At 59.9% G+C, this 23,527-nt stretch carries 18 protein-coding genes and 2 pseudogenes; 9 read left to right on the top strand and 11 right to left on the bottom strand.

Going from position 1 to position 23,527, the window contains the following annotated elements:
• Window positions 1-192: 192 nt before the first annotated feature.
• Entirely contained in the window at window positions 193-1,494 is a 1,302-nt protein-coding gene (locus tag M0D69_RS25195) for a UDP-N-acetylglucosamine 1-carboxyvinyltransferase (protein WP_301784585.1), read from the top strand.
• Between the two features lie 116 nt (window positions 1,495-1,610).
• On the opposite strand, the gene ggt is transcribed toward M0D69_RS25195, so the two are convergent.
• Both ggt and M0D69_RS25205 read right to left on the bottom strand, forming a co-directional pair.
• Window positions 1,611-3,233, bottom strand: coding sequence for a gamma-glutamyltransferase (gene ggt / locus M0D69_RS25200; RefSeq protein ID WP_301784586.1), 1,623 nt, complete (start codon window positions 3,231-3,233; stop codon window positions 1,611-1,613).
• A 247-nt stretch (window positions 3,234-3,480) separates the two neighbouring features.
• Window positions 3,481-4,208 (bottom strand): annotated as a pseudogene (locus M0D69_RS25205) (GNAT family N-acetyltransferase); the annotation flags it as partial.
• A 170-nt stretch (window positions 4,209-4,378) separates the two neighbouring features.
• On the opposite strand from M0D69_RS25205, the gene M0D69_RS25210 reads away from it, so the two are divergent.
• Window positions 4,379-5,851, top strand: a complete 1,473-nt coding sequence (locus tag M0D69_RS25210; RefSeq protein WP_301784587.1) for a PLP-dependent aminotransferase family protein — start codon at window positions 4,379-4,381, stop codon at window positions 5,849-5,851.
• Between the two features lie 149 nt (window positions 5,852-6,000).
• Here M0D69_RS25210 and cysS read toward each other — a convergent pair.
• From cysS to M0D69_RS25225, 3 genes and pseudogenes are all read right to left on the bottom strand, one after another.
• A pseudogene (cysS, locus tag M0D69_RS25215) lies at window positions 6,001-7,385 on the bottom strand (cysteine--tRNA ligase).
• Window positions 7,386-7,689: 304 nt separating this feature from the next.
• Window positions 7,690-9,387, bottom strand: coding sequence for a porin (locus tag M0D69_RS25220; RefSeq protein WP_301784588.1), 1,698 nt, complete (start codon window positions 9,385-9,387; stop codon window positions 7,690-7,692).
• A gap of 758 nt (window positions 9,388-10,145) precedes the next feature.
• Window positions 10,146-10,895: a hypothetical protein gene (locus M0D69_RS25225; RefSeq protein ID WP_301784589.1), complete on the bottom strand. Its 750-nt coding sequence runs from the start codon at window positions 10,893-10,895 to the stop codon at window positions 10,146-10,148.
• Between the two features lie 422 nt (window positions 10,896-11,317).
• Between M0D69_RS25225 and M0D69_RS25230 the strand changes: the two genes are divergently transcribed.
• A complete protein-coding gene (locus tag M0D69_RS25230) occupies window positions 11,318-11,587 on the top strand; it encodes a DUF4148 domain-containing protein (protein WP_301784590.1) in 270 nt (89 codons plus the stop codon).
• 145 nt (window positions 11,588-11,732) lie between these two features.
• Window positions 11,733-11,981: a hypothetical protein gene (locus tag M0D69_RS25235; RefSeq protein WP_301784591.1), complete on the top strand. Its 249-nt coding sequence runs from the start codon at window positions 11,733-11,735 to the stop codon at window positions 11,979-11,981.
• Window positions 11,982-12,102: 121 nt separating this feature from the next.
• On the opposite strand, the gene M0D69_RS25240 is transcribed toward M0D69_RS25235, so the two are convergent.
• Window positions 12,103-12,666: a TetR/AcrR family transcriptional regulator gene (locus tag M0D69_RS25240; protein ID WP_301784592.1), complete on the bottom strand. Its 564-nt coding sequence runs from the start codon at window positions 12,664-12,666 to the stop codon at window positions 12,103-12,105.
• Window positions 12,667-12,796: 130 nt separating this feature from the next.
• Here M0D69_RS25240 and M0D69_RS25245 point away from each other — a divergent pair, with 130 nt between their 5' ends.
• The gene (locus M0D69_RS25245) at window positions 12,797-14,002 is read left to right on the top strand and encodes an MFS transporter (protein ID WP_301784593.1); all 1,206 of its coding nucleotides are present in this window, start codon (window positions 12,797-12,799) and stop codon (window positions 14,000-14,002) included.
• A 39-nt stretch (window positions 14,003-14,041) separates the two neighbouring features.
• Here the strand turns inward: M0D69_RS25245 and M0D69_RS25250 are convergent, their stop codons facing one another.
• Window positions 14,042-15,283, bottom strand: coding sequence for an MFS transporter (locus tag M0D69_RS25250; protein WP_301784594.1), 1,242 nt, complete (start codon window positions 15,281-15,283; stop codon window positions 14,042-14,044).
• Window positions 15,284-15,287: 4 nt separating this feature from the next.
• On the bottom strand, window positions 15,288-16,232 hold the full coding sequence (locus M0D69_RS25255) for an AraC family transcriptional regulator (protein ID WP_301784595.1): 945 nt from the start codon (window positions 16,230-16,232) through the stop codon (window positions 15,288-15,290).
• Between the two features lie 214 nt (window positions 16,233-16,446).
• Between M0D69_RS25255 and M0D69_RS25260 the strand changes: the two genes are divergently transcribed.
• Together M0D69_RS25260 and M0D69_RS25265 are read left to right on the top strand one after the other, a co-directional pair.
• The gene (locus tag M0D69_RS25260; protein ID WP_301784596.1) at window positions 16,447-17,340 is read left to right on the top strand and encodes an NAD(P)H-binding protein; all 894 of its coding nucleotides are present in this window, start codon (window positions 16,447-16,449) and stop codon (window positions 17,338-17,340) included.
• A complete protein-coding gene (locus M0D69_RS25265; RefSeq protein ID WP_301784597.1) occupies window positions 17,341-17,541 on the top strand; it encodes a hypothetical protein in 201 nt (66 codons plus the stop codon). It begins immediately after the preceding gene.
• 42 nt (window positions 17,542-17,583) lie between these two features.
• Here the strand turns inward: M0D69_RS25265 and M0D69_RS25270 are convergent, their stop codons facing one another.
• Together M0D69_RS25270 and M0D69_RS25275 are read right to left on the bottom strand one after the other, a co-directional pair.
• Entirely contained in the window at window positions 17,584-19,659 is a 2,076-nt protein-coding gene (locus M0D69_RS25270) for a pyridoxamine 5'-phosphate oxidase family protein (RefSeq protein WP_301784598.1), read from the bottom strand.
• Between the two features lie 42 nt (window positions 19,660-19,701).
• Window positions 19,702-20,358 (bottom strand): glutathione S-transferase family protein, encoded by a 657-nt coding sequence (locus tag M0D69_RS25275; protein ID WP_301784599.1) that lies wholly within the window; start codon window positions 20,356-20,358, stop codon window positions 19,702-19,704.
• 116 nt (window positions 20,359-20,474) lie between these two features.
• On the opposite strand from M0D69_RS25275, the gene M0D69_RS25280 reads away from it, so the two are divergent.
• Window positions 20,475-21,386 (top strand): LysR family transcriptional regulator, encoded by a 912-nt coding sequence (locus M0D69_RS25280; protein WP_301784600.1) that lies wholly within the window; start codon window positions 20,475-20,477, stop codon window positions 21,384-21,386.
• Window positions 21,387-21,483: 97 nt separating this feature from the next.
• A complete protein-coding gene (locus tag M0D69_RS25285; protein WP_301784601.1) occupies window positions 21,484-22,110 on the top strand; it encodes a cysteine hydrolase family protein in 627 nt (208 codons plus the stop codon).
• A gap of 36 nt (window positions 22,111-22,146) precedes the next feature.
• Here the strand turns inward: M0D69_RS25285 and M0D69_RS25290 are convergent, their stop codons facing one another.
• Window positions 22,147-23,382, bottom strand: a complete 1,236-nt coding sequence (locus M0D69_RS25290; RefSeq protein ID WP_301784602.1) for an acyl-CoA dehydrogenase family protein — start codon at window positions 23,380-23,382, stop codon at window positions 22,147-22,149.
• Window positions 23,383-23,527: the final 145 nt, after the last annotated feature.

The following is a 23,527-nucleotide window of genomic DNA, read 5'->3' on the forward strand; positions in this document are numbered from 1 at the left end:
AGATGCTGGCAGTCTCCTGCCAAATGACCGTTTACACAAAACTAATTACACCCCCCGTGAGTTAGCTGATTTCTTTATCACTATTAGCCACTGTGCGTGGCGGCACTTCAGAAATTAGCCACACATACGACCTGTGCGCGTCGCGCGGTGGCATGATTATCCCCTCGCTTCTTCCACGAGCCTCTTCCGAACATGTCGAATCTGATCGTACATGGCGGCGTCCCGTTACGCGGGGAGATCACGCCGTCCGCCAACAAAAACGCCGTCCTGCCCATCCTTTGCGCCACCCTGCTGACCGACCAACCCTTGCGCCTTATCGGCGTACCTGAAATCACCGACGTCAAAAAGATCCTCGAGATTTTCCGCACGCTCGGCAGCAACGTGTTGATGGATTTTTCCACCGGCATTCTCAACCTGCATCATCACGCAACCACTTTCGATCCCGTGGTGCACCGGCTGCCCGAGGAGATGCGTTCTTCCATCATGCTGGTACCTCCCCTGTTAGCGCGTTTCGGCGTGGCACGGCTGGAGAACGACGTAAAGGGCTGCACGCTGGGCGTTCGCGAGATCGATCCGCATGTGGAGGTGTTCGAGCGTTTCGGCGCGCAGGTCGAGCGTACGACCGACTCGCTCATCGTGCGCGCGGATACGCAGATGACCGCGAATCATCATTGGCTGGACTATGCATCGGTCACCACCACCGAGAACTTCGTGCTGTGCGCGGTCGCGGCCGGTGGTACGTCAACGCTGGTCAATGCGGCATCGGAACCGCATGTGCAGGAGTTTTGCCGCTTCCTCGCCACGCTGGGTGTCGCAATCGACGGGATCGGCACCTCGCGTCTGAGCGTCGCGGGCGGCCGCAAGCTGGGTGGCGGCGAGTTTCGCTTCAGCGAGGACTTCCACGAAATCGCAACCTTCCTCGCACTCGGGGCAATCACCGGCGGCAACATCGCGGTCAAAAACACCGCGCCCGAACAATTCCCGCTGATCGACCGGACCTTCGCGAAGTTCGGCGTGAACGTAGCGCATAAAGACGGTTGGTCGCGCGCGTTCCAGGATGGTCCGCTGCACGTACGCAGGCCATTTACGCAAAACATCCTCACCAAGGTGGAAGCGGCGCCCTGGCCTTATCTGCCGGTCGACCTGCTGCCCATCTTCATTGCGCTTGGCGTGAAGGCCGAAGGCAGCGCGATGTTCTGGAACAAGGTCTATGACGGCGCCATGGGATGGTCCGTGGAACTGTCGAAGTTCGGTGCGCACGTGTTTTTGTCCGACCCGCACCGGCTGATCACGTTCGGCGGTTTGCCGTTGAGTCCGGCCAAGGTCGAGAGCCCGTACATTATTCGCGTGGCGATCGCGCTGTTGATGGTCGCGGCGAGTATCGAGGGGCGTTCGGAGATTATCAATGCGCTGCCGATCCGCCGCGCACACCCGCGTTTCGTGGAAAACCTGCGCTCTGTAGGTGCGGACGTGGAGTGGACCAGCAGCGAATGATGTCAGCGGCTTATGCTGCCAGGCGAAAGAACCTGCATGTCCTAGTGGTGCTGGCGATAAATAAAACCATCCGCCAGCACCGCTGCGATGCATCAATCAATAGCCATCAATAACCATCAATAGCCAAGCGCAAGACCCGAGTTACGGCGCGGATCGTTCGCACCATAGAAACGATTCTTGCCAACCGGCTTGCCACCCAATGACGGCGCTCCGACCAGGATCGCTGCAACGTGGTTGGCCGGCTGCGGTCCGGAGAACTTCTGGCCCCACCCTTCCAGGATCTTCTGCGTGTCAGGACTCAACGTGAAGCGTTCGATATTCGTCGTTTCCGGCAGCCATTGCTGATGGAATCGCGGTGCATCGACGGCCTCCTGAATGTTCATGCCGTAGTCGATCACGTTGAGCATGGTCAGCAGCGTCGCGGTAATGATGCGGCTGCCTCCCGGCGTGCCGACCACCATCACGGTCTTGCCGTCCTTCGTGACAATCGTCGGGCTCATGGAAGACAGCGGACGCCGTCCCGGTCCAATAGCATTCGCCTCGCCCTGCACCAGACCATACATATTGGGGACACCGACCTTCGACGTGAAGTCGTCCATCTCGTCGTTGAGCAACACGCCGGTCTTGTTCGCCATCACGCCCGAGCCGAACCAGTCGTTCAGCGTGTAGGTCACCGAAACCGCGTTGCCCCATTTATCGACGATTGAATAATGGGTCGTGTTGGTGCCTTCATGCGGTGCAACACCAGGCTTGATCTCCTGCGACACCCCCGCCTTCTGCGGATCGATCGCCGCGCGAATCTTGGCCGCGTAGTTCTTGTCGAGCAGACGGTCCAGCGGGTTCTTCACGAAATCCGGGTCGCCCAGATAGCTGTTGCGGTCGACATAAGCGTGGCGCATCGCCTCGATCTGATACTGCATGGCCTGGGCTGAACGGAAGCCGAGACTTTGCATCGGATACCCTTCGAGGATATTCATGATCTCGCAGATAGCGACCCCGCCCGAGCTCGGCGGCGGCGCCGAGACCACGTGGTAACCGCGATAATCACACTCGACGGGCGCGAGTTCGCGTGTCTGGTATTGGTCGAGATCGGCTTGCGTGATGATGCCCTTGCCGGCTTGCGTCGATGAGACGAGGGCGTGACCGACCCAGCCCTTATAGAAGCCATCGGGACCCTTGACGCTTATTTCGCGCAGGGTTTTTGCAAGGTCCTTCTGCATTAGCCGCTCGCCAACTTGGTACGGCTCACCGTGGTTCAGGAAGATCGAACCCGAGCCCGCCGGATCTTTCTTGAAGTCGGCCGTTGCTGTGCCGAGGATATCGACGTCGCCCTGGTCGAGCACGAAGCCTTCCTGAGCGTACCGGATCGCCGGTTCGATGAGGTGGGCACGTTTCATCGTGCCGTATTTCGTTAGCGCCACTTCCATGCCGGACACCGTGCCCGGCACGCCGACAGCCAGATAACCCTTGGTGCTGAGGCCCGGAATCACGTTGCCGTTATTGTCGAGATACATGTTCGCGGTCGCGGCAAGCGGTGCTTTCTCGCGGAAATCGAGGAAGGTCTTGCGGCCGTCGGCGAGCTGGATTGTCATGAATCCGCCCCCGCCAATGTTGCCGGCCGCAGGATAGACCACCGCGAGTGCATAGCCGACAGCGACGGCCGCATCGACTGCGTTGCCGCCGTCCTTGAGCACGTCGACACCCACGCGGGTTGCGAGATGCTGGGCAGTGACGACCATGCCGTTCTCGGCGGCGACCGGGGCTTGCGATGCGGCTTGTGCGCCCGCGTAGCAAAGGGCGAGCGCCGCCGCGAGAAGCGACTGGGCGAGACGATCGAATTTCATTGTTTGAATGTCCGTTGCGGAGGGAATGAGAGGCGCTTGTGGCAGCGGTGACTTGGCAACCCGGGCGACCGGGCCGCCAGCAACGCGCACGATACCAACAATGATTAATGGTGGGAACCCGCAAAAGCCGCAGTTGAAAAACTGCGGCTAGCCTGCTGTGGGGTTCGGACCGCGTATTTCGGTCAACGACTTGCGCTGCCGCCCTTGCCCATCGAAGTTCTCCGGTGCAAGCCATTGTTCGAACGCAGCGCGCACCGCGGGCCATTCCTTGTCAATGATGGAAAACCACGCGGTGTCGCGTGTCCGTCCCTTATAGAGCACGGCCTGCCGGAAGATGCCTTCGAACTGGAAACCGAGCCGCGCGGCCGCTTGCCGCGAAGGTGCGTTCAAGGCATCGCACTTCCATTCATAGCGCCGGTAGCCGAGTTCGTCGAAGGCATGTTTCATCAACAGGTACTGGGCCTCGGTGGATATTGGCGTGCGCTTGAGCAGAGGCGAGAACGCCACGCTCCCCACTTCGATAACCCCATTGGCCAGGTCGATCCGCATCAGCGCCAGGGTGCCGATCGCCGCCCCCGTCTTCAGGTCGATGACCGCGTAGTGCTGGGGATCGGGACTGACCGCGGCACGTTCGACGTAGTCGCGATAGCTCGCGGCGTTGTCGAAGGGGCCAACCGGCATGTAGGTCCAGTCGCGGCCGTCGGGCGCCTGGCTGTAGGCCTTGAAGAGGTCAGCGGCGTGGTGCAGCTCGAGTGGCTCCAGCCGGCAGTACTGTCCTTCGATCGGGCTGCGCGGCGGGTGCACACGCGCGGTCCAGTGTGGCATGGGCTCGCCAACGGGTTGCTGGTACTGGTTCAAAGTGCTGGGCATAGCGGTTCCTTGCGGCGTGAGGCGAATGTTGAAGCGGGACGTAGGCGAAGCATGTGCTAACGTACGCGCATCATGGAACCTTAAAAAGTGCCACATTCCCTATATTTCATGGTTCCACGTTTCGTGAAACCCGTGGAACCATTGGATCTCGGGCACTTCCCATCCTTCTCATGACCGCTACTTCATCCCTTGCACCGCAAACGCTGCTTGAGGCTTCGCTCGCCAAAGGTCCCGGCGCGATGTCCATGCAGCGCCAGTTGCACCATCGCTTCAAGGAAGCCATCCTCGGTGGCCATCTGGCGCCGGGAAGCCGCCTGCCGGGATCGCGCGCGCTGGCCGAAGCACTGTCGATCTCGCGCAACACGGTGACTGCCGCGTACGACCTGCTGGCCGCCGAGGGTTATGTGCAACCCGACCGGCAGGGCACGCGGGTAGCGGCGTTATCGCGTCCGGTGGCGCCGCACGGCAAGCGCAACGCGTCGCCGGCGCCAGCCACCGCGCGCCGGCTGACGCCTCTTCAAGCGACCACCCCGCCTGCCGACTCGGGCGCCGCGTTGCGGCCCGGCGTGCCGGCCTTGTCCCATTTCCCCCTGGCTGCGTGGCGCCATGCGATCGACCGCGCTATTCGTCATGCGGGGCCATCGGCGCTCGGTTATGGCGATCCTCTAGGCGAGCCGGCGTTGCGTGCGTCCATTGCCCGGCACCTCGGCATAGCCCGAGGCGTGCGGTGCGAGCCGGCTCAAGTGGTCATCACCGAGGGTGCGCAAGAAGCGCTTTCACTATGCGTGCGTTTGTTGACCAACGCCGGCGATACGGCGTGGATCGAGGACCCCGGTTATCGCGGGGCGAAGACGGCAATGCGAGCCGGCGACCTGCGAATGGTCCCAATGCGCGTTGACGCCGATGGTCTGATCGCCGCCGACGGCGACTGGCAGACGCAGCCGCCCCGTCTGATCTACACGACGCCGTCGCATCAATATCCCGCGGGCGCCGTGCTGACCGTTGCGCGCCGCCTGGAGTTGATCGCGATGGCGCAGCGCAACGGCACGTGGATTATCGAAGACGACTACGACAGCGAATTCCGCCACGCGGGCGAGCCTATCGGTGCGATGCAGGGTCTGGTGGCGCAAGCGCCCGTGCTCTACGTGGGCACGTTCAGCAAGACGATGTTTCCGTCGTTGCGGATTGGCTTTCTGGTGCTCCCGGCGACCTTGGTAGCGCAAATGAAGGCGCCTCTGGACGATATGCTGCGAGGGGGTCACCGCTACGAACAACTCGCACTGGCCGAATTTATTGAAAGCGGCCAGTTCAGCCGGCACCTGGGCCGCATGCGGCGCTTGTATCGCGACCGGCAACATGCGTTGAGAGAAGCGCTGACGCGGCATATGCCGGCGATGCATGTTATCGAAGGTGGCTATTGCGGGTTGCACTTAACCATAAGGCTGCCCGCGTGTTACCCGGACCGTGAAATCGCCGATGCAGCACGGCGTCACGGCATAGCACCCACTCCGTTATCGAGTTTCGCGCTGCAGCCTACGCCCGAGGATAACGGGCTGGTGCTGGGGTATGGGAATACATCGGCTGAGTTGTTTGAGCCTTTGGTTCAGCGTCTGGGTAAACTGGTTCGTGGAGCGAAGGATTAGAGGTTGGTTTTCGTTCGCACTCGGGGTTCTGGTTGGTGGGGTTTTGGGGCCGGTGGTTCTGGGGTGATGCCGGGTTGGTGCTTTCGGCGTTAGTGGTCGGGGTCAACGCCGAGTTGCTGCTTTCTGCGTCCGTGGCCGGTCTCACGGCGCTAAGGGGCACGATCCGTTGGGCTTAGCCGTTGTCCGCTCGCACTGTCCTCGACTTGCCAGCCTGCTGCTTTCAAAACTTCGCGCAGACGATCGGCTTGTGCCCAGTTCTTATCGGCGCGAGCTTTCTCACGTTTCTCTGCGAGCGCTGCAATGTCTGCCGGGATATCGACCTTGTTCGTCTGCCATTCGCCTAGCCGGAGCCCTAGCACTGAGTCGAAGCGGTCAACCGTCGCGCGTCGGGTAGCGTCCGGCAGATCGCTTTTGACCAGTTCCCACAAGACGGCTAACGCTCGTGGCAGATTCAGGTCCTGATTGACCTCGGCGTTGAAGCGGGCCTCGAAGCGCTCATCAGCACGTCCGCCCGCCGGCCAGCTCGAACAGGTTTTGCGCAGCCGGTCCAGCGCGGACTGCGCAGCGTCGAGCGCCTCGTGATTAAACCGCAAGCTGCTCCGATAATGCGCCGTCAGGCACAAGTAGCGGTAAGCCAGCGGATCGATCCCGCGGTCGATCAACGTCTGCAGGCGCACGAAATCCCCCGCCGATTTCGACATCTTGGCCAGGTCCAGCGTCAGGAAATGGCCGTGCATCCAGAAATTGGCGAGCCGGGTGCCGTGGCAGGCCTGCGTCTGCGCAATCTCGTTGCTGTGATGCACGGAGATGTGATCTTCGCCGCCGCAGTGAATATCGAACCAGGGACTCAGGTATTTCGCCGACATGGCCGAGCACTCGATTGCCAGCCCGGAAAACCGCGGCCCCACGGGCTGTCCCACTTCATCTGCCGGGTGCAATCCGGTGGGCTGAACTTCCAGAGCGCGAAATCGGTGGCGTGCCGTTTGTCACCGACCGCAACCCGCTTTCCGGCCTGCAGTCCCGCATGATCGAGTCGCGCCAGATAACCGTAGTCGTCCTGCTTGCTGGTGTCGAAGTACAGGCCGTCGGCAGTCTGGTAGACGTAGCCCTTGCGTTGCAGCGTGTCGATAAAGGTAATTTGCTCCGCGATATGGTCGGTCGCGCGGCACCAGACCGAAGGCTCCAGCAAGTTGAGCGCGTGCCAGTCCGCCATGAATGCCGCGGTATACCGTTCGGCGATAGCCCATGCCGAATCTCCCGTTCGCCGGCTGCCTTTTTCCATCTTGTCTTCGCCTTCGTCGGCATCCGAGACCAGATGACCGACGTCGGTGATATTGACCACGTGCTGCACGGTGTAGCCGTTAAACGCGAGCACGCGTCGAAGCACGTCCTCGAACACGTAAGTACGCAGATTGCCGATGTGCGCATGGTCGTACACCGTGGGGCCGCAGCAATACATGCCCACGTGTCCGGGCTGTATCGGAGCGAACGGGCGTATTGCGCGCGACCAGGTGTCGTACAAGGCGAGAGCCATCGGATTTCCGTATTGTTGGCGACCGTGAAAACAAAAAGGCCACCAGTCTTGCAACGGGTGGCCATGGAGGACTTGGACGTGATGGTGTCGACGCGCTAGACGCAAGCTCCCCTCGGCAGGCTGTGACAGCATGCACGCATGAAGCGGGAACGGGAAGTGGCGTCGGTGAACATGAAAAAGATGCTAACGCGTGTTTTTCTATTGGTCAATATGATTACCTCGTCGTTACGACTGCAAGAGTCCTTTCGCCTGCCTCAGGTTGCTACTCACCTCATTCAAGACGTTGGCGCAAGGGACCGATAGCCTAGAATTTATAATCCAGACCGACGGAAAACCCCATGATTCTTCCGCCCGCATAGCAGAAAGGAGCGCCTTGCGAGATCGAGCTGCCGTCGTGGCAGTCTGCGGTGACTGAGCGTCCTCCAGCGCCGAGATCGTAGTGAGCCAGAGCCTGGTTGATCGTGATGGCGTAATCCGCATAAACGGTGGTGTGTTTGTCCACTGCATGCCTATACATGGCCGTGAACATGTTGGCACCGTTCGAGGGGTTGGCGTTACCCAGGGCATTAGGATCCGCCGGCGCCGTATTGTGTTGGCCAGGATCTCCCGGCGTCCGGTTCGCATGACCCCATCCAATGCTGGCGCTGTCCTTTGGCGTGAACTCCTGCGTCAGCGCAAGCCAGAAACCATTACGGCTACGCTCGTTCTGGATCTGCAGATAGGCGGGAACATTCCTGCGCATTACTTCGTAGATTGCACTCAAAGTTGTTTTAGTGGGCAGGGTATATTGCGCGCCGACTTTGAATGCCCATTCGTTACCAATATCGTTCGGGTCGGTACCGTCGGGGGATGCCAATGCCGCGGGACTCGCCGTGACATCGCTGGAACGGTTGACGCCTTGGTGCAGTTCGTAGGCGGTGGTGAAGTAAAGCGGTCCATTGGTATAAGCTAGGTTCGCGCTGTATGCCGAGCCGTAACTGCCGTCGTTACAGGCGAGCGGTGTACCGCCGCTTCCGGGAACATTGCCCCCCGTACAGCTCGATTCCCCCGAAGCTTGAACCGAGTTCTCATAACCGCGGTTCTGTCCGGGCGACACCAACGCATTAAAATTCCAGCCGTGGAACGTCGGCGATTCATACCAGATTGCATGGTCAAGCCGCGTGCCGAATTCGACGCGATTATCCCCGCCCGTGTTGCCCATGATCGCGGAATAGTCTCCGATCGTCCCGGAGAAAGGATTCATGCGTGCGGTGGAGGTCTTGTATGGGGCGTCGGTCTTGCCGATCTTTAACGCACCCCAGGACGTAGACGCGACACCGATAAAGCTGTTGCGCGATGTTAGTGCGCCCTTGACGGACGAGTCTTGCGCGGAATTCGAGTTTGAAGTGCCCGCCGTCGCCGAGATATCCAGTTGCGTTTCCAACTGATAGACAAACGCGAGACTCTTATCTGATCCAAACGGCTGTTTGCCGCGTACGCCGACGTAAGAAAGGTTCGAGGAGACGTCAGGTTGCCAGCTCATGTGACCCGCGGGGAAAACTCGTTCGCCGCTTGGCGTTGTGTATTCGCTTTTGAGTCCCTTCGTGAGGTAGTCCACAGAGAGATCCAGGTTTCCATAGAATTCCATGTTGCCGAGCGCTGCCAGCAAGGACCGCAGGCGCGGCGGCATGCTGGCGCCCCACGAGCTGGATCCGTCGTCCGCCGATCCCGTCTGAGTGCTCGTTGGCGTGGCCGTAGCGCCGGCCGATACAGAAGCCGTGTTTGGAATAGTTGAAACGGTTGCCGGGCGAGGTGCCTCGGCGCTCGATCGCGCCTGCTTGGCGGAAAGCTCGTCCAGTTTTTTTGTCAGCGCATCCATTTGCTGCCGCAACAATTGGATTTGTCTTGCCTGATCATCTGCGGGAAGTGCCTGCGCGAGCGCCTTCTCCGATAAACCTCCACTGCCGGCGGCAAGGAAAATGATCGGCGCGGCCGCCATGAGTGAATTTCGTCTCTTTTTCATCGTCGTCTCCACTTGATAGTTATGCTTATTAAAATATTTTCTTTACTTTTTAACGCTACGCCCTCCTCAAAGGAGCAGGTATCAGATTGGTTACAAGGGGCGTGTCTCGGCCAGATACATTGATCGGGTCACGCGAAGGACGCGTGATCCAGGTAGTGCGTGGTTGTTCCAATTTCTCTCGATGGGAATGGCATCGATGTAATTGAAATCAATTTGTAAATGTTACGCGTCCCGAAGTAAATGTGAGGGCAGCGTAATTTTTAGGATAGTTAAATGAACTTATGGTAACCATACCCAATGGTGAATCTGTATTGCGTAGGCGAGGCCAAGTGTGTAGTCGGAATTAACCTGGGATGATTTATTAAAAGATATGGAATGCTATTTCAATGATTATGGAAGTACGCGCTAAGTATCGGCTAAGTATTGATAGGTGATTTTAAGCTCAGGCAAGCTGTGTGCGGGGCGGTTAGCGGATTTGAGGAAAACGATTTGGTGCCACGCTGTATCTTTCTGTTCCCTCTGTATGTCGGTGTTCAAGACCGGCGTCAACTACTGGGAACAGGGGCGAAGAGGGGATTGTGCGAAATCGGGCGCGGGCGGGAGGAGAATCTCGGTGGTGCGTATCGCGATTTTTGTGGTCGTTCGAACACTGCGTTTAGTCTTTGAAATTCAATTACTTGAATAATACTTAAGATAGCTAATCATTGAGATCGTACTGTGTTTGACCCGCAACCGGAAACTGCGGTGGATCGGCTGCGTCAGGTATCGAGCGATGCCTTATGGAGACTTCGACGCTCGACTCGATTGCGCAACTGGCCCGCGACCAGGGCGCCAATCACCAGGGACAGATAGATAGTCAGGAGATCACGACGCCACGTATCCAGCGCGACCCGATGTGCAAGCAGCTTCGGATCGGGTGCCGGGAGCACGGCACTGGCCGTCTCGACAGCCCGGGTCATGTGAAGAAAGCCGGCCGCCGACATCAGCGGCAAGCCAATGAGCACAGCGATCAGTGCGGGTTTTGCACGGCGCAAGGGATCGTAGTGGCGAAAACGTATCCAGAGTCCGAGACAACCGTGCACCCAGCCCGGCGCGAGCAGCGCAAGTTGCAAGCCCTGAGTGCCGCTTGAGATCAGCGAGATCACGATCTTTTCATAGTTCGGTTCGAAGCCGTAGAGCGAGGCGGCGAGACGGGTCGCAACCGCATGACGGATGAGCAGGAGAGGCAAACTGAGTCCTGCCCAGATGCGGATCCATTCGGTAGCGGGCAATACCCAGCGGCGACGCCCGTAGATCGTGCGCAGCGCCAGCGAAAAATGAAGCGCAGCCGAACCATAGAGCAAGATCGTGCCGGGCGTGCTGTGCCATAGCTTTATGGCAAGCGTGAGACCGTGTCCCGCGAGATCAAGCGACCAGATTCCGAGCGCGTGATTGACCAGATGGAGGAAAAGATACGTCAGCAGCACCACGCCTGATCCAATCTGAAAATGACGCAAAATCGATTGCATCTCCATTCCTCTTGATGTCGAACGTGGACGGGTCATTAAACATGACTCCAGCCAAACGTGCACGGATTGGGCAAAAATATTCACGCGCACCGGTGCTCAAGATGCCTGCCGCGGGACCTGAGACGGCGGAAACGGCCGAGAGCCATGTTCCCGTGGCCGATTTGTGTTTATCGAACCTGACAATAAGACCCGCGACCGTGCGGTTTTATTCCCACTTTCCCGGTATTCGTGAAAAAGAAAGCCGCGTTCGGATCAACGTGACGATCGGGAATAAACCGCACTTGGCCATAGTTATATGAGTGCACGTCTGACTGATTTATCCAGGACCTTGAGATCCTTGCAATATCTCCGACGCGACAATCCGATGCATCTCACACAGTGAATGTGATCGGTATTCCTAAACGAATGAATTGGAGGTTTTCATGAAATTCCTCACGTTAGTTGTCACTGGCGCGCTGATGGCCGTCGCGGCGCAGGCATATGCCGGGGAGTACGACGCGGCCAAGGGGACGCCGGGCGATAACAGCGCCGTGGTGTCGCAGGCGAATTCGGCACCTGCACAGCCTGCGGCACCCATGAAGAGCAACGCTGCGCCCGTCGGCAAGACCCGCGCAGAGGTTTACGAGGAACTGATACGCGCCCAGCAGGATGGCACGCTGGAGCGTCTGAACGAAATGTACGGCGGCGGTTGAGCCGAGATGCTCCCGGCAGGTCGAACACGGGCTTGCACCCGGCTCTTTTCCCGGGTACATGGCCCGCGGAATATTCCGTTCTGTGGCTGAGCGCCGTCGTGTTGTACGGTTACCGGCTAGCAGCATCGGTATGAAGGAGACGGAGATGAACATCGCCGAGAAGTCACTGCATTACCTCGTCGAAAAATGGCTGGCACCTACCCCGGCGATGCAGATCCACGTGGTTCAATTCGGCCGCATGAGTCTGGACAAGAGACGCTACGTGCGCGTCGAGGCCTCGGCACCGACCGGCTCACGCGCAATCTTTTTCTTTCGCCACGATGACGGTAACTGGTGTGTGTTTCCGCCTGCTATCTCAGGGCCTGCAATGATGAGCTATCGGCTTGCGGCGTAAGACCGCTTGCTACTCGCCTGCAACAGCGGTACCGGTTAGCGAAACACCGACAAAGGCATGAGCATCGCGCTGCTTCAATACCGAGGGGACTTACCCGAACGAAGCGTGATTTTCATGATGCTTACCGTGTCCCGTCCAGCAGCATCGTCATGCGCGTGCGGGCGAACGCGGGGTCTATCGGGGCATCGTCGAAAAGCAGGCGATAGATGAGCGGCGCGACCACGTTATCCAAGATCGCATTTGCATCGGGCGGCGCTTCGCCTCGCTCGATAGCCCGGTCCAGGATCATCTGGATCTGCGAGCGCGTGATGGCCGCGCACTGACAGGCTGGGCTGCGGTAATCGTTGCTTGCCAGAACGTCACGTGTCATGGCCCGGCCCGGCGCGGACGACATCTCTTCCTGATACCCCTGCGCCCATGTTTCCAGATCGCTCTGCAGAGCGCCGGTGTCGGCCGGTCCGTTATCCGGATGAAAGCGCTGCAGGGCGACATCGGCGAGAAGGGTAGGCAGGTCGCCCCAACGCCTGTAGATAGTGGATGGTGTCACCCCGGCACGCGCTGCTACTTGCGGCACGGTGAGTTCCTCGCGCGATATTTCCGCCAGCAATGTCTTGACTGCGTGGTGCACCGACTCCTGCACCCGCGCGCTGCGTCCGCCGGGTCGCAACCCTTCTCTTGCTGCCATTTCTTGTCTCTCTCCGACCCTGTTCGCGCACATCGATAAGACGCACTAAAGCTAAAACGTTGCGTTAACGAAAGGCAACGTGCACAATCCGCTAAAGCAATTATTTTGCGTTTATTTCCCGGAGTGTGCAATGGCCTTCGATACCGATCCCGGTTCACCTTCTCATCGGACTCGCTACGCGTTGCTGCTCTATGCGTTCATAGCGGCGATGTTCTTTGGGGCATCGAGTGCGCCGACGCCGCTTTATCGGCTGTACCAGGAGGCGTGGGGGTTCTCGTCCGGGATGCTGACGGTGGTCTTTGGCGTTTATGCGTTCAGCTTGTTGCTCGCGTTGCTGACGACGGGGTCGCTCTCTGACCACATTGGCAGGCGTCCGGTGATTGTTGGCGGACTGGCGCTCGAAATCGTGGCAATGCTGATATTCGCCGATGCCGATAGTGTCCGGATGCTGATCCTGGCGCGTGTCCTCCAGGGTTTCGCGACCGGTGCGGCGACGAGTGCGCTGGGTGCTGCGATTCTCGATGCCAGCCGCGCGCGCGGTCCGCTGGTCAATACGTTGTCGCCGCTGCTTGGCATGGGGGTGGGGGCGCTTGGCACGAGCTTGCTGGTTCAATATGCGCCCGCGCCCATGCGGCTCGTCTACTTCCTGATGCTCGCGGTGTTCCTGCTTCAGGCCGTGGGTGTGTGGCTGCTGCCGGAGACGGTGAGCCGCCGCCCGGGTACGCTGGCTTCACTGGTGCCGCGCGTGCGGGTGCCCCAGGCGGCGCGTGGTGCGATGCTGCGCATTGCACCGGTCAACGTCGCGGTATGGGCATTGGGCGGGTTCTATTTGTCGCTGGGACCGACGCTTGCGCGCGCTGTGACCGGCACCGATGCCGTCACGACGGGCGGCTGGGTCGTGTTTGCCTTGACGTGCGGCGGCTTTGCTGCAGTGCTGCTGTTGCGCGCCTTGAGCACACCCCGGTTGCTCGTGACGGGCGCGCTGGTGCTTGCCGCTGGATTGCTGGTCACGCTGACGGGCGCCCACACGGGTAACGCCGGACTCCTTTTCGTCGGAACGATAGTGGCTGGCATAGGCTTTGGCTCTGCGTTTCAAGGCGCATTGCGCTCGGTCTTGCCACTGGCTGAAGCGCACGAACGCGCGGGCCTGATGGCGGCGTTTTATGTGTTGAGTTATCTGGCGTTCAGCGTGCCGGCGATTATCGCGGGAACGATGGCCCATATCGTTGGCTTGCGGCTTACGACAGATGTGTATGGGATTACGCTGGTGCTGCTGACTGGGTTGACTGTTGTTGCCAGTGGGCTGGGACGAGGGCGCGGAATGGTCGGAGGATAAGCGCGGTTTGCAGGCACACCCTCGGCCGGTACGCCTGCATCACTTGCGCGCACTCTCAGGGCTAAACCAATAAGCGAGCGCGCCGGCCGCAAGCGGTACAGCCGTCACAACAAACAGCCTTGAGTAAAGATCCGCGTTTGACACACCGGCATAGCGGGCTCCCTCGGCTATCCAGCCAAAAATGCTGCTTGCCAGCGCCACGCCCAAAAACACAAGACTGTTAAGCAATCCCAATCCAAGCCCCAGCTTGGCTGGCGCAATAATCGCCCGCGCTTGCGACATGATCAGCGGATGAATGCAGCCCACCGACAGCAGCAAGCAAATCGCGGCAATACTTATTGCCGGACTTCGTTGCGGCATCATCGCCAGCAAGAGCGCCGCAAAAACGCCCACGGCCTGCCAGCACAGCGATAACGTCTTGGGAGCCCATCGCCGAACAAGGAACGGGATGCCAAAAGACGCGCCTATCCCGGCGATACTGGTGATGGTCATCGCGTTGCCACGCGCTATCACGTCGAAACCAAACACGTCCGCCAGATACGGTCCACCCCAGGAAGTTCGAAACGTTGCGCCCACGGACATAGCCAGGCAAACCGGCATCAACGTCCATAATCCGTTCGCGCGGTTCGGCGGCACCGCCGTCCTGAACGATGGTTGCGAAGGCGGTGCCTTGAGCAAAGGTTTTTCGTCCTGCCGGCGCACGAAGCACACAATGCCGATCGTCGCGAGGAGCATAAAAACGGCGGATAACGCCATGACCGGCCGCCAGCCGAGGCGCGCTGTCGCCCAGCTTAGCGGGAACGCTGCGAGCAGCCCGCCGGACATGCCAATAGCGCTGGCGGTCGTGATAGCCCGCACATCGCGTGGACCGGCCCCGTGGCGCAGAACGTGGTTGAGCAGTCCCATGAAAACCGGCGCACAACCCAGTCCGATTCCCGCCTGGGCAACAATGGCGAGGCGCGGATCGGTAGTGACCGACACAAGCCCGGCGCTCAACGTGCCTACGCTCATCAGCACCGCCGTGGGATAACGCACGCCATACCGGTCGAACATGAATCCGACCGGAATTTGCGCCGCGGCAAAGACGAGAAAAAATGCGCCGGAGAACCAGCCGAACATCTGCGGAGTGAAATGGAAGTCGCTGATAAGCTGTGTGGAAATCACTGCTATGTAGCTACGGAAAAACTGGCTTAGAACGTAGCTGAAGGTAAGCGCCCACAAACCATAATCGGTCGATCGTACGGACGCAGAGGCCCGCGGAGTTCCTGAAATATCTGTCATCGACTCAACGTGAAAGCAGCTTCTTGTGGGTTGTTGTATTCGCCGTACCCGCTGTATCGGGGAGTTGAATCGCGTGGCCGCTGGCTTTCACAATCTCGCGCGGCGTGAGGCCGAGCAGCCGGTTCATCCAGTGCGCCATGTGGCTTTGATGCGCAAAGCCCGTTTCCAGCGCCACCTGGCTGGTACTCAGCTTACCCTGCAGCAACAACGCCTTCGCGCGCTCGACGCGCCGCTGTACGACGTATCGATGCACCGGCACGCCAAGCGTCTCGCGAAACAGCACCTTGAAATGCGGCACGCTAAGGTGGGCCAGCGCGGCTAGTTCGTCGAGCGTCAGGCGCTGTTCCAAATTGCTTTCAATGAAGTCGATTACATTCGCCGCCATTCGCGGCGCGAGCTTGCGCCGGCGGCCTTCGAGCGCATCGACGCGTTCGGCGCCGTCGATCAGACGGACCACCATCGCGGTGCAAAGGCTTTCCGCATAGAGCGGATCGGACGTGTCGCCGGCTTCGAGCTCTGCTTGCAGTGCCCATGCCAGATGCTGGAAACGCGGATCGCGCATCTGGAGTTGCGGACGGATCTGCGCGTCCCGTGCCCTCAGATCGAGTTGCTCCAGGGTCTTGCGCGCGAATGGCTCGCTGATCCAGACGCTCAGGATCGTGCAGTCCGATTCGTCGACCCATTGGCCTTCAAGTCCTGCGGGTATCACGTCGGCATCGCCGTGCGCCTGGATGCGTGCGTCGCGACGCTGGTCGCACATGCAGTGCGCCTTCACCGGTGCCCCGACATGCACGCCGACGACATGATGTGACGAAGGTGTAAGCCGATGCACGCCCGCAGAAATACCGAGCAGCGCCGCTCCGAAGCCGTTCCAGCCGCGGCCCTTGCTGGAGCGCAAGTTAACGCGAGAGCCGGCGGGCGACATGGGCAATGGAGTCACGGCGTTCATGGCAGTTCCTCATGGAGGTAGGCAACAGCGTGCATTGTGCTGCGTTTCGGCCTAATTTGCTCGATGCCGTGGGCTAGAGACGTCCCTGCACCGTAAGTCTCGCCGCAGTCCCACAAAACAATCATCCGTATCTGCGCATGATGATCCTTGTCTGCGCGCCCGGAACGTCGGACGTCCCTACGATGACGATATCCAGGCCAACAAGGAGTCGAATGTGTTCGTAATATTCGGAGCATCAGGCAAAGTAGGGCGCGTCACCGCTGCAACACTTCGCAACGCGGGGCACGCGGTAAGAGCCGTCGTACGGAACGAATCTCAGGGCGAGCACCTTGCAAGAATCGGTTGCGAAATCGTGCTTGCCGATCTGACAAATCCCGCGTCGGTGGCGAAGGCTATCGATGGCGCGCAGGCGGTGCAGATCCTGTGTCCAGTGCCAAATGGCGACGCGCAACCCGAGAGCACGATGCGCCACATGATCGACGTCGCGGCCGTCGCGCTGCGTGCTAATCCGCCCCCTCGTGTGCTCGCATTGTCCGACTATGGCGCGGAACTGGATCGTGGCACGGGCATCACATTGCTCTTTCACACCCTTGAATCACAGTTGCGGCCGGTGGCGCAAAACCTGACCTTGTTGCGCGCCGCGGAACATATGCAGAACTGGGCACGTGTGATTCCGGTCGCGCTGGCAACGGGTGTGCTGCCAAGTCTGCATGATCCTCTGAACAAGCGCTTTCCCACGGTAGCCGCGCAGGACGTGGGCCAACTCGCGGCCGAACTGCTGCTCGACGAGTCGCGCGCGAGCGTGCCGCGTGTGGTGAGCGTTGAAGGTCCGCGACGGGTTAGTGCGCTCGATGTCGCGCGTGCACTAAGCGATGTCAGCAGGCGCGAAATAAACGCGCGCGAAGTGCCGCGTAGCGAATGGACATCCACGCTTCTGCGCGCCGGCCTTAGCGCGAACCATGCCGATCTCATTACCGAACTCTGCGATGCGCATAACGCGGGCCGCATCGACGTGGAAGCGGGAATGGGCGAGCGGCGTTTCGGGACGACAGAACTCGCTGAGGTCCTGGCTTCGATGCTGCCTGACGGCGCAATGGTGGCTAGCTAAATGCGCTACTCGACACGGAAAAAAGCCACGTACCCTCGGCCTTCGCACAATGCGCCGACGGCGTCCGCGGCGCGTGCACGCGACCCTAAACATGCGTGGCTCGTGGTCATTATCGGCGTTGCGGGACTCATTGGCGGTTATCGCTTCCAGCGCATATTAAGCGCACTACCCGACAGCAACGACGACTTCATTTTCTTCTGACGATCCGCTGAAGAGAGGTGGTAATCCGAGCATGGACGAAACTCAAACGTCCAGTACAACCGCCGACTCTTCACCCAGTCCAAGCTTCGCCGGTATCGCGCTGCAAATCAGCGCATGCCCCGGCGGGATTTCCGCCTCACATGGCACCGGATATGTCACCTCTCCGGAAAGCACACGCGTCGCGCACGTACCGCACACTCCGGACCGGCAATTCGACGCAACCGTCACACCGTTCGCCTCAGCAAAATCCAGCAGGCTGCCGTCTTCCGGCGACCACCGTGCGTCGCGACGCGTGCGCATGAAGACCACTTTCGATGAATGCTCGGGGTCACGTCGAGACACAGGCGTTGCTACCGCAGTTGAAGCGTTTTCTGTGTGCTTGACACTGGCCGGCCCGAACGCCTCAAAGCGAATCCGGTTGTCGGCAATGTTGAGCGAACGCAAGCTGCTGTACATATCCTGCATGAACGAGCCTGGACCGCACAGATAAAAATCGTAATCGTCAAAGGGCAGCACACTCTTGAGATACGTAATATCAACACGCCCGACGGACGAACGCGGATGAGCGTCGTGGCCTGAATCTGCTTGACTGTCTCGCAGATGTACCGAGAGACGCGAGTGGATTTGCTCAGCATCCCTGAGTTGATCGGCGAATGGATGTTCGTTGGACCGGCGCGCACCGTGGATAAAATGAATGTGCTCGCGTCCGCTTTTGTCGGCGAGCAAGCTGTTCAGCATTGCGATCATTGGCGTAATGCCTATGCCAGCGGACAGCAATACAATCGTACGGCCGCTCTTTCGGTCGAGCACGAACGCTCCGCCCGGCAGCTTGGCCTCGATCTCCATTCCAGCCTCAACGTTCTCATGCAGCCACGTCGACGCCGCACCCTCGCGCTTTACCGTGATCCGATAATGTCGATCATTGTGGGCATCGGAAAGGGTATAGGTTCTGATTAGTGGTGCTGCGAGCCCTGGAACGTGCAGCCGGATTGGCAGGAACTGGCCGGGTTCGAATGCGGGAAGTGTCGATGCATCAGCGGCTTGCAGATAGAACGATCGCACGCCGGGAGCCTCGTCGCGAACGTCGGCGACCTTTAGCGTGCGCCACGTGCTCGCAGCTAACGGTGTTGTCTCCGGTGTTTTCCAGCTACCGGTCTTCACCAATTGCGGGGCGTATTGCACCCCGGACCAACGCAAGGGCAACGCACGCCGGGTGCGTCGAACCTCGCACACATGCCAGCGGATCAGCCGCTCGGCGCCATCGAATGACTTGAGTTCCGCACCTTCCCAAATGATCTCGGCATCGACGGCGAGATACAGCAGGTCGCCGCTGTCGAAGTCGATGACCAACAAACCCGCACGCGGATCGTGCATCAGGTTGCCGATGGTATTGAAGAACAGATTGCCGCTGAAATCCGGGGTGGTCAGCGTGTGCTCATTGTCGATACGAATAAACCCCGGCTTGCCACCGCGGTGCGATACATCAGCGCCACGCCCCATGCCCGCATCGCTCGATGTATTCGCGCTCGCGACGAAGAAGGTATCCGCCCGTGCAAGCAGCGCGCGGTCATCGTCATTCAGGTGGTTTGAAACAACCGGCGACTCCTGACTTTCTTCAACATTAAATTCGATAGGCGTACGGCTCTGGATGTACTTGGCGCAGTTACCAAAACTCTGGCTCACGGCAACGCTAATCGCTTGATCGTCGATAGCGGTGATGATTCCGTTGACCCGGTTGCGCCGACGCGTAGCAGGCTGGATACCGAGCCCACCCAAGACCGATCCGACTTGCCACATACGCGCAAGCGGATCGCCCGCCAAACTCCGGCCGCCGATACGCAGCGTGCGTTCATCGGGCGTCGAGATAAAACCCGGCGCACCAACACGCAGCGTCGCCCACGGTTGCCCCTTTTCATCCACTCCACCGAGCACCATGAACGGTTGTTCCGCAAAGAACCGGCGGTGCTGCTCAGGCATGTAATCGCGAATCCCGCGGCGCGCGTCAATGTTCATCCGCTCGCGCACCCCCGCACGTTCCTGCGCGGCCAGTTCGTCGGCATGGAATGGCGATTCGATAGCACGCCAGCCCGAGGGAGGCGCGGCAACGGGAGTGGACATGATGTTCTCGATCTCGAATAAAAGCGTGTGCTGTTTGACGCGCTACTTCGCGTCGGCGAGGAGACCCGCCTTGGTTACGGGCATTGGCAAGAAGCGCGGCAGTGCCTCGACGCGTTTCAGCCAAGCGCGCAAATGCGGGTACGGCTCGAGCGAGATGCCGCCTTCTGGCGCATGAGCAATGTACGTATACGCGGCGATGTCGGCGATGGTCGGTGTCTGCCCGACCGCGAACGGCTTGTCGCGAAACTCGGGATCGATGATCGGAAAGAGATCTTCCGCGATCCTCTTTGCGGTTGCATAGTCCCGCGGTGCGCCGAACACCGTGACCAGACGTGCGGCGCAAGGACCGTACGCAATCTTGCCAGCAGCCAGCGACAGCCAGCGTTGCACTGCTGCCGCATCGACAGGATCCTCGGGGAGCCACGAAGCGTCACCGTATTTGCGGGCGAGGTAGACCAGGATCGCGTTTGAATCGCTCACAACAATATCGCCGTCTTCGATGACCGGTACCTCGCCAAACGGATTGAGCGCCAGATGCGCCTGCTTGCGGTTGTCGCCGGCCTTCATGTCGAGCTCGATCGTCGTAAAAGGCAGGTCGAGCAGCGTCAGGAAAAGTTTCACGCGATGTCCGTGTCCGGACAGCACCGTGGTACGCAGCCGGATCGGCTGGAGGGGTTTGGCAGGCGTGGGAGTAGGCATGATGACTCAGGTAAGGATATGAACGGGTGGATGGATAGAGTGAGCATAGAACGTCTCACTTGCCCCGGGAAGACGGATAATGATGGTTAGACAATCCTCTTAAAGTGGACAATCCAATGACTAGCCTGAGCGCTGTCAACCTTAACCGGCTCGTGGTTTTCGCGGCTGTGGTCGAGGCCGGTTCCCTGACAGCCGCCGCCGATCGCCTCGGGATCGCGAAGACAATGGTCAGTACGCACATGCAGCGTCTCGAGGCCGAGGTCGGCGCGAGCCTGCTTGTACGCACCACGCGTCGGGTCAGCGTGACGGAGGCCGGCAGGGCGTTTTACGAATCAAGCCGGCAGATCCTGAACGCGACCGAAGAAGCGATCTCGGCGTTGACACAGGAGTCGGGCGCGTTGCGGGGAACGTTGCGTGTCGCCACGCCGATCGACTATGGGGCAAGCGTGGTGGTGCCCATGCTGGTCGCGCTGCAGCAACGGCATCCAGAGCTCAAGATTGAACTCGTGTCAGCTGACCGTCAGGTGGATCTCGTCGCAGAAGCGGTTGATGTAGCGATCCGGCTTGGGCGTCTGGCGGATTCGAGTCATCGCGCGGTCAGGATCGGCAGTTTCGTCAAATGGCTCGTGGCGAGCCCCGAGTTTGTCGCACAGTGGGGCAAGCCGGCTACGCTCGAGGCGGTTGCAAAGCTGCCGTTCGTCGGCATGTCCGCGTTACAAAAGCCGCTGGTGGCGCCGCTCGAAAGCACGCGTGGCGGGAGGCGGACTGTCCGGTTCAGTTCGGGATTTCTCGCAGACACCGCGCCTACGTGTCGCGCCGCAACATTAGCAGGCGCCGGCGTGGCCTATCTGACCAATTTCTCTATCGGAGAGGATGTCGCGGCCGGACGGCTGGTGCGGTTACTGCCGGCGTGGTCATCGCCACCCGCGGGCATTCACGCAATCTTTCCATCGGCACGTTATCCGGTGCCGAAGGTGCGGGTGTTCATCGATGCGCTCAAGGCTCATCTCGAGACGAAAGGGGGCTAAGCCGATGCGTTGTTCCTCGGGTATGCCAACTCGCAAGAGACCCGGTATAGTCGGTCGCTAGTCGTTCAGGCCAGAACACCCAACCAGGAGCTTCACCATGTCGTCCTCTCCCCGCCGCGCGCTGATCGTCATCGATGTCCAGAACGAATACGTCACCGGCGATCTGCCGATCGAGTATCCCGACGTCAATGTATCGCTCGCCAACATAGGTCGCGCGATTGACGCTGCCGCCAGGCACGACGTACCGGTCGTGTTGATCCAGAACATCTCACCGGCAACGTCGCCGCTGTTTGCGCGCGGCTCGGCGGGCGCTGCGCTGCATGACGTGGTGACGTCGCGCCCGCACGCAGTGGTTTTCGAAAAGTCGCTGCCGAGCGCCTTCGCCGGCACCGGTCTTGCCGACTGGCTCAGCGCGCATGAAATAGACACGATCGTAATAGCCGGCTACATGACGCACAACTGTGACGACTCCACGATCAAACACGCGGTCCATGCCGGGTTGGCAGTCGAGTTTCTCGTCGATGCGACCGGTTCCGTGCCGTATGAAAACAGTGCTGGCTATGCGAGTGCGGAAGATATTCACCGCGTGTTCACGGTGGTGATGCAGTCGCGTTTCGCCGCGGTGCTGTCCACCGATGCATGGCTCAATGTGCTCGAAACAGGCGTAGCGCCTGCGCGTGACAACATCTATACATCGAATCAGAAAGCGCGCTCGCGCCTCTGAGCGTTTATCGACTGTCGGCGGGACCGGCGCAAGAGCTTAAGCCGGGCCCGGTCCTGCGCCTATCTGCCAGACGTAGATGGGTTCCTTCTGATTGATCGACCAGTCGCCAACGAGTTTGGCCTTGTACACAATCGGGTTATGCGACGAAACCGCACGCGCATTGCGCCAATGGCGATCCAGCGCTTTTCCTCCTCCAATAGCCGATGCACCAAGTGCATCGAACAGATGGGTCGAGGCGCGCAAGGCAAGTTCTGTTGCAACGATCTGCCCTTTGGCGGATTCAATTTCAGCCTCGATATTGAAGCGGTTTTCAGCGTCGACGTCATCGGCGAAACGCGCTTCATACGCCCGCTGCGCCGGTTCCGTTGAGCGTAAGGCGACTGCTTCCGCGGCATAGGCCCAAGCCGCAATCTCGCCCACCACCTGCTGAATCTGAACGTCCTGACTGACGTGTGGCGCATTGCCGTGGCTATAAATCCGTTTGCGCGCTCGCACTTCGGCCGCGGCATCAAGCTCAGCCGCCCGGGCGATACCGGCAAGCGTCGCGAGATGGAACAGTTGATAGAACGCGGTCTGATATTTAAAGCGCCGGGAGAAATCCGCGATATGACCCGGCTCGACCACTGCGTCCTTGAACACCGTGGTGCCGCTTCCCGTGGTGCGTTGTCCAAAACCGTCCCAATCGTCGCTTAGCGTCACGCCGGGTTGCTGCGTGGCCACCGCGACAATTACATCGCTGCCATCTTCAGCGCGTTGAGCATAGACGTCGATCCAGTCCGCGAAAATGCTGCCCGTGCTGTAGTACTTTTCGCCGTTCAAGACCCAGCGGTCGCCTTGCTTGGCCACCTTGGTGATGACGCTGCCCAGCGCAACGTTGCCGACTTCAGTCCACGCATTGCCGAACAGATCGCCGCGTACGAAGCGTGCAAACCACTGGTCCCGCTCGGGGCTCGCGGGCGCATTGACCACATCCTCGACGAACGCAAAGTGGCCGCGCAAAGCCTGGGGAAGATTGGAATCCGCGGCGCCGAGTTCAATTAGCAAGCGGAATAACTGCTTGACGGAGACACCCGCACCGCCATGCGATACCGGCACGCGCAGTGCGCCAAAACCCGCCTGTTTCAGCTCCGTGATCTGGTCGTAGGGAAGGGTGCGTAGCTGGTCACGCTCGACTGCACCAGCGGTTATGCGCTCGAAGATGGGCCTGAAGCGGCTGGCGACACTCTCGTAATCCGCTCCAACCGATAACGCGACAGGCGGCAGTTGTGTCATGTCGAAATCCTTGAGTGTTGTTTGTTGAAGGCGACGGTGGCGCGACATTGGCCACCGCTGGCGCGAGTGCGCAGGCTCACAAATCTAGTCTATCGACTGCATTTGCGTTAGATCGTTTTGCGGTTTGTTTATCGGGCTATGGCAG

Origin of the sequence: Caballeronia sp. SEWSISQ10-4 2 (genome assembly GCF_030464885.1) — a bacterium.
In the GTDB taxonomy this organism is placed as follows: Bacteria; Pseudomonadota; Gammaproteobacteria; order Burkholderiales; family Burkholderiaceae; genus Caballeronia.

Excerpts from the sequence above, each read along its gene's own strand:
- M0D69_RS25195 (WP_301784585.1), top strand. The coding sequence starts at position 193 with ATGTCGAATCTGATCGTACATGGCGGCGTCCCGTTACGCGGGGAGATC.
- ggt (WP_301784586.1), bottom strand. The coding sequence starts at position 3,233 with ATGGTCGTCACTGCCCAGCATCTCGCAACCCGCGTGGGTGTCGACGTG.
- M0D69_RS25210 (WP_301784587.1), top strand. The coding sequence starts at position 4,379 with ATGACCGCTACTTCATCCCTTGCACCGCAAACGCTGCTTGAGGCTTCG.
- M0D69_RS25220 (WP_301784588.1), bottom strand. The coding sequence starts at position 9,387 with ATGAAAAAGAGACGAAATTCACTCATGGCGGCCGCGCCGATCATTTTC.
- M0D69_RS25225 (WP_301784589.1), bottom strand. The coding sequence starts at position 10,895 with ATGCAATCGATTTTGCGTCATTTTCAGATTGGATCAGGCGTGGTGCTG.
- M0D69_RS25230 (WP_301784590.1), top strand. The coding sequence starts at position 11,318 with ATGAAATTCCTCACGTTAGTTGTCACTGGCGCGCTGATGGCCGTCGCG.
- M0D69_RS25235 (WP_301784591.1), top strand. The coding sequence starts at position 11,733 with ATGAACATCGCCGAGAAGTCACTGCATTACCTCGTCGAAAAATGGCTG.
- M0D69_RS25240 (WP_301784592.1), bottom strand. The coding sequence starts at position 12,666 with ATGGCAGCAAGAGAAGGGTTGCGACCCGGCGGACGCAGCGCGCGGGTG.
- M0D69_RS25245 (WP_301784593.1), top strand. The coding sequence starts at position 12,797 with ATGGCCTTCGATACCGATCCCGGTTCACCTTCTCATCGGACTCGCTAC.
- M0D69_RS25250 (WP_301784594.1), bottom strand. The coding sequence starts at position 15,283 with ATGACAGATATTTCAGGAACTCCGCGGGCCTCTGCGTCCGTACGATCG.
- M0D69_RS25255 (WP_301784595.1), bottom strand. The coding sequence starts at position 16,232 with ATGAACGCCGTGACTCCATTGCCCATGTCGCCCGCCGGCTCTCGCGTT.
- M0D69_RS25265 (WP_301784597.1), top strand. The coding sequence starts at position 17,341 with ATGCGCTACTCGACACGGAAAAAAGCCACGTACCCTCGGCCTTCGCAC.
- M0D69_RS25270 (WP_301784598.1), bottom strand. The coding sequence starts at position 19,659 with ATGTCCACTCCCGTTGCCGCGCCTCCCTCGGGCTGGCGTGCTATCGAA.
- M0D69_RS25275 (WP_301784599.1), bottom strand. The coding sequence starts at position 20,358 with ATGCCTACTCCCACGCCTGCCAAACCCCTCCAGCCGATCCGGCTGCGT.
- M0D69_RS25280 (WP_301784600.1), top strand. The coding sequence starts at position 20,475 with ATGACTAGCCTGAGCGCTGTCAACCTTAACCGGCTCGTGGTTTTCGCG.
- M0D69_RS25285 (WP_301784601.1), top strand. The coding sequence starts at position 21,484 with ATGTCGTCCTCTCCCCGCCGCGCGCTGATCGTCATCGATGTCCAGAAC.
- M0D69_RS25290 (WP_301784602.1), bottom strand. The coding sequence starts at position 23,382 with ATGACACAACTGCCGCCTGTCGCGTTATCGGTTGGAGCGGATTACGAG.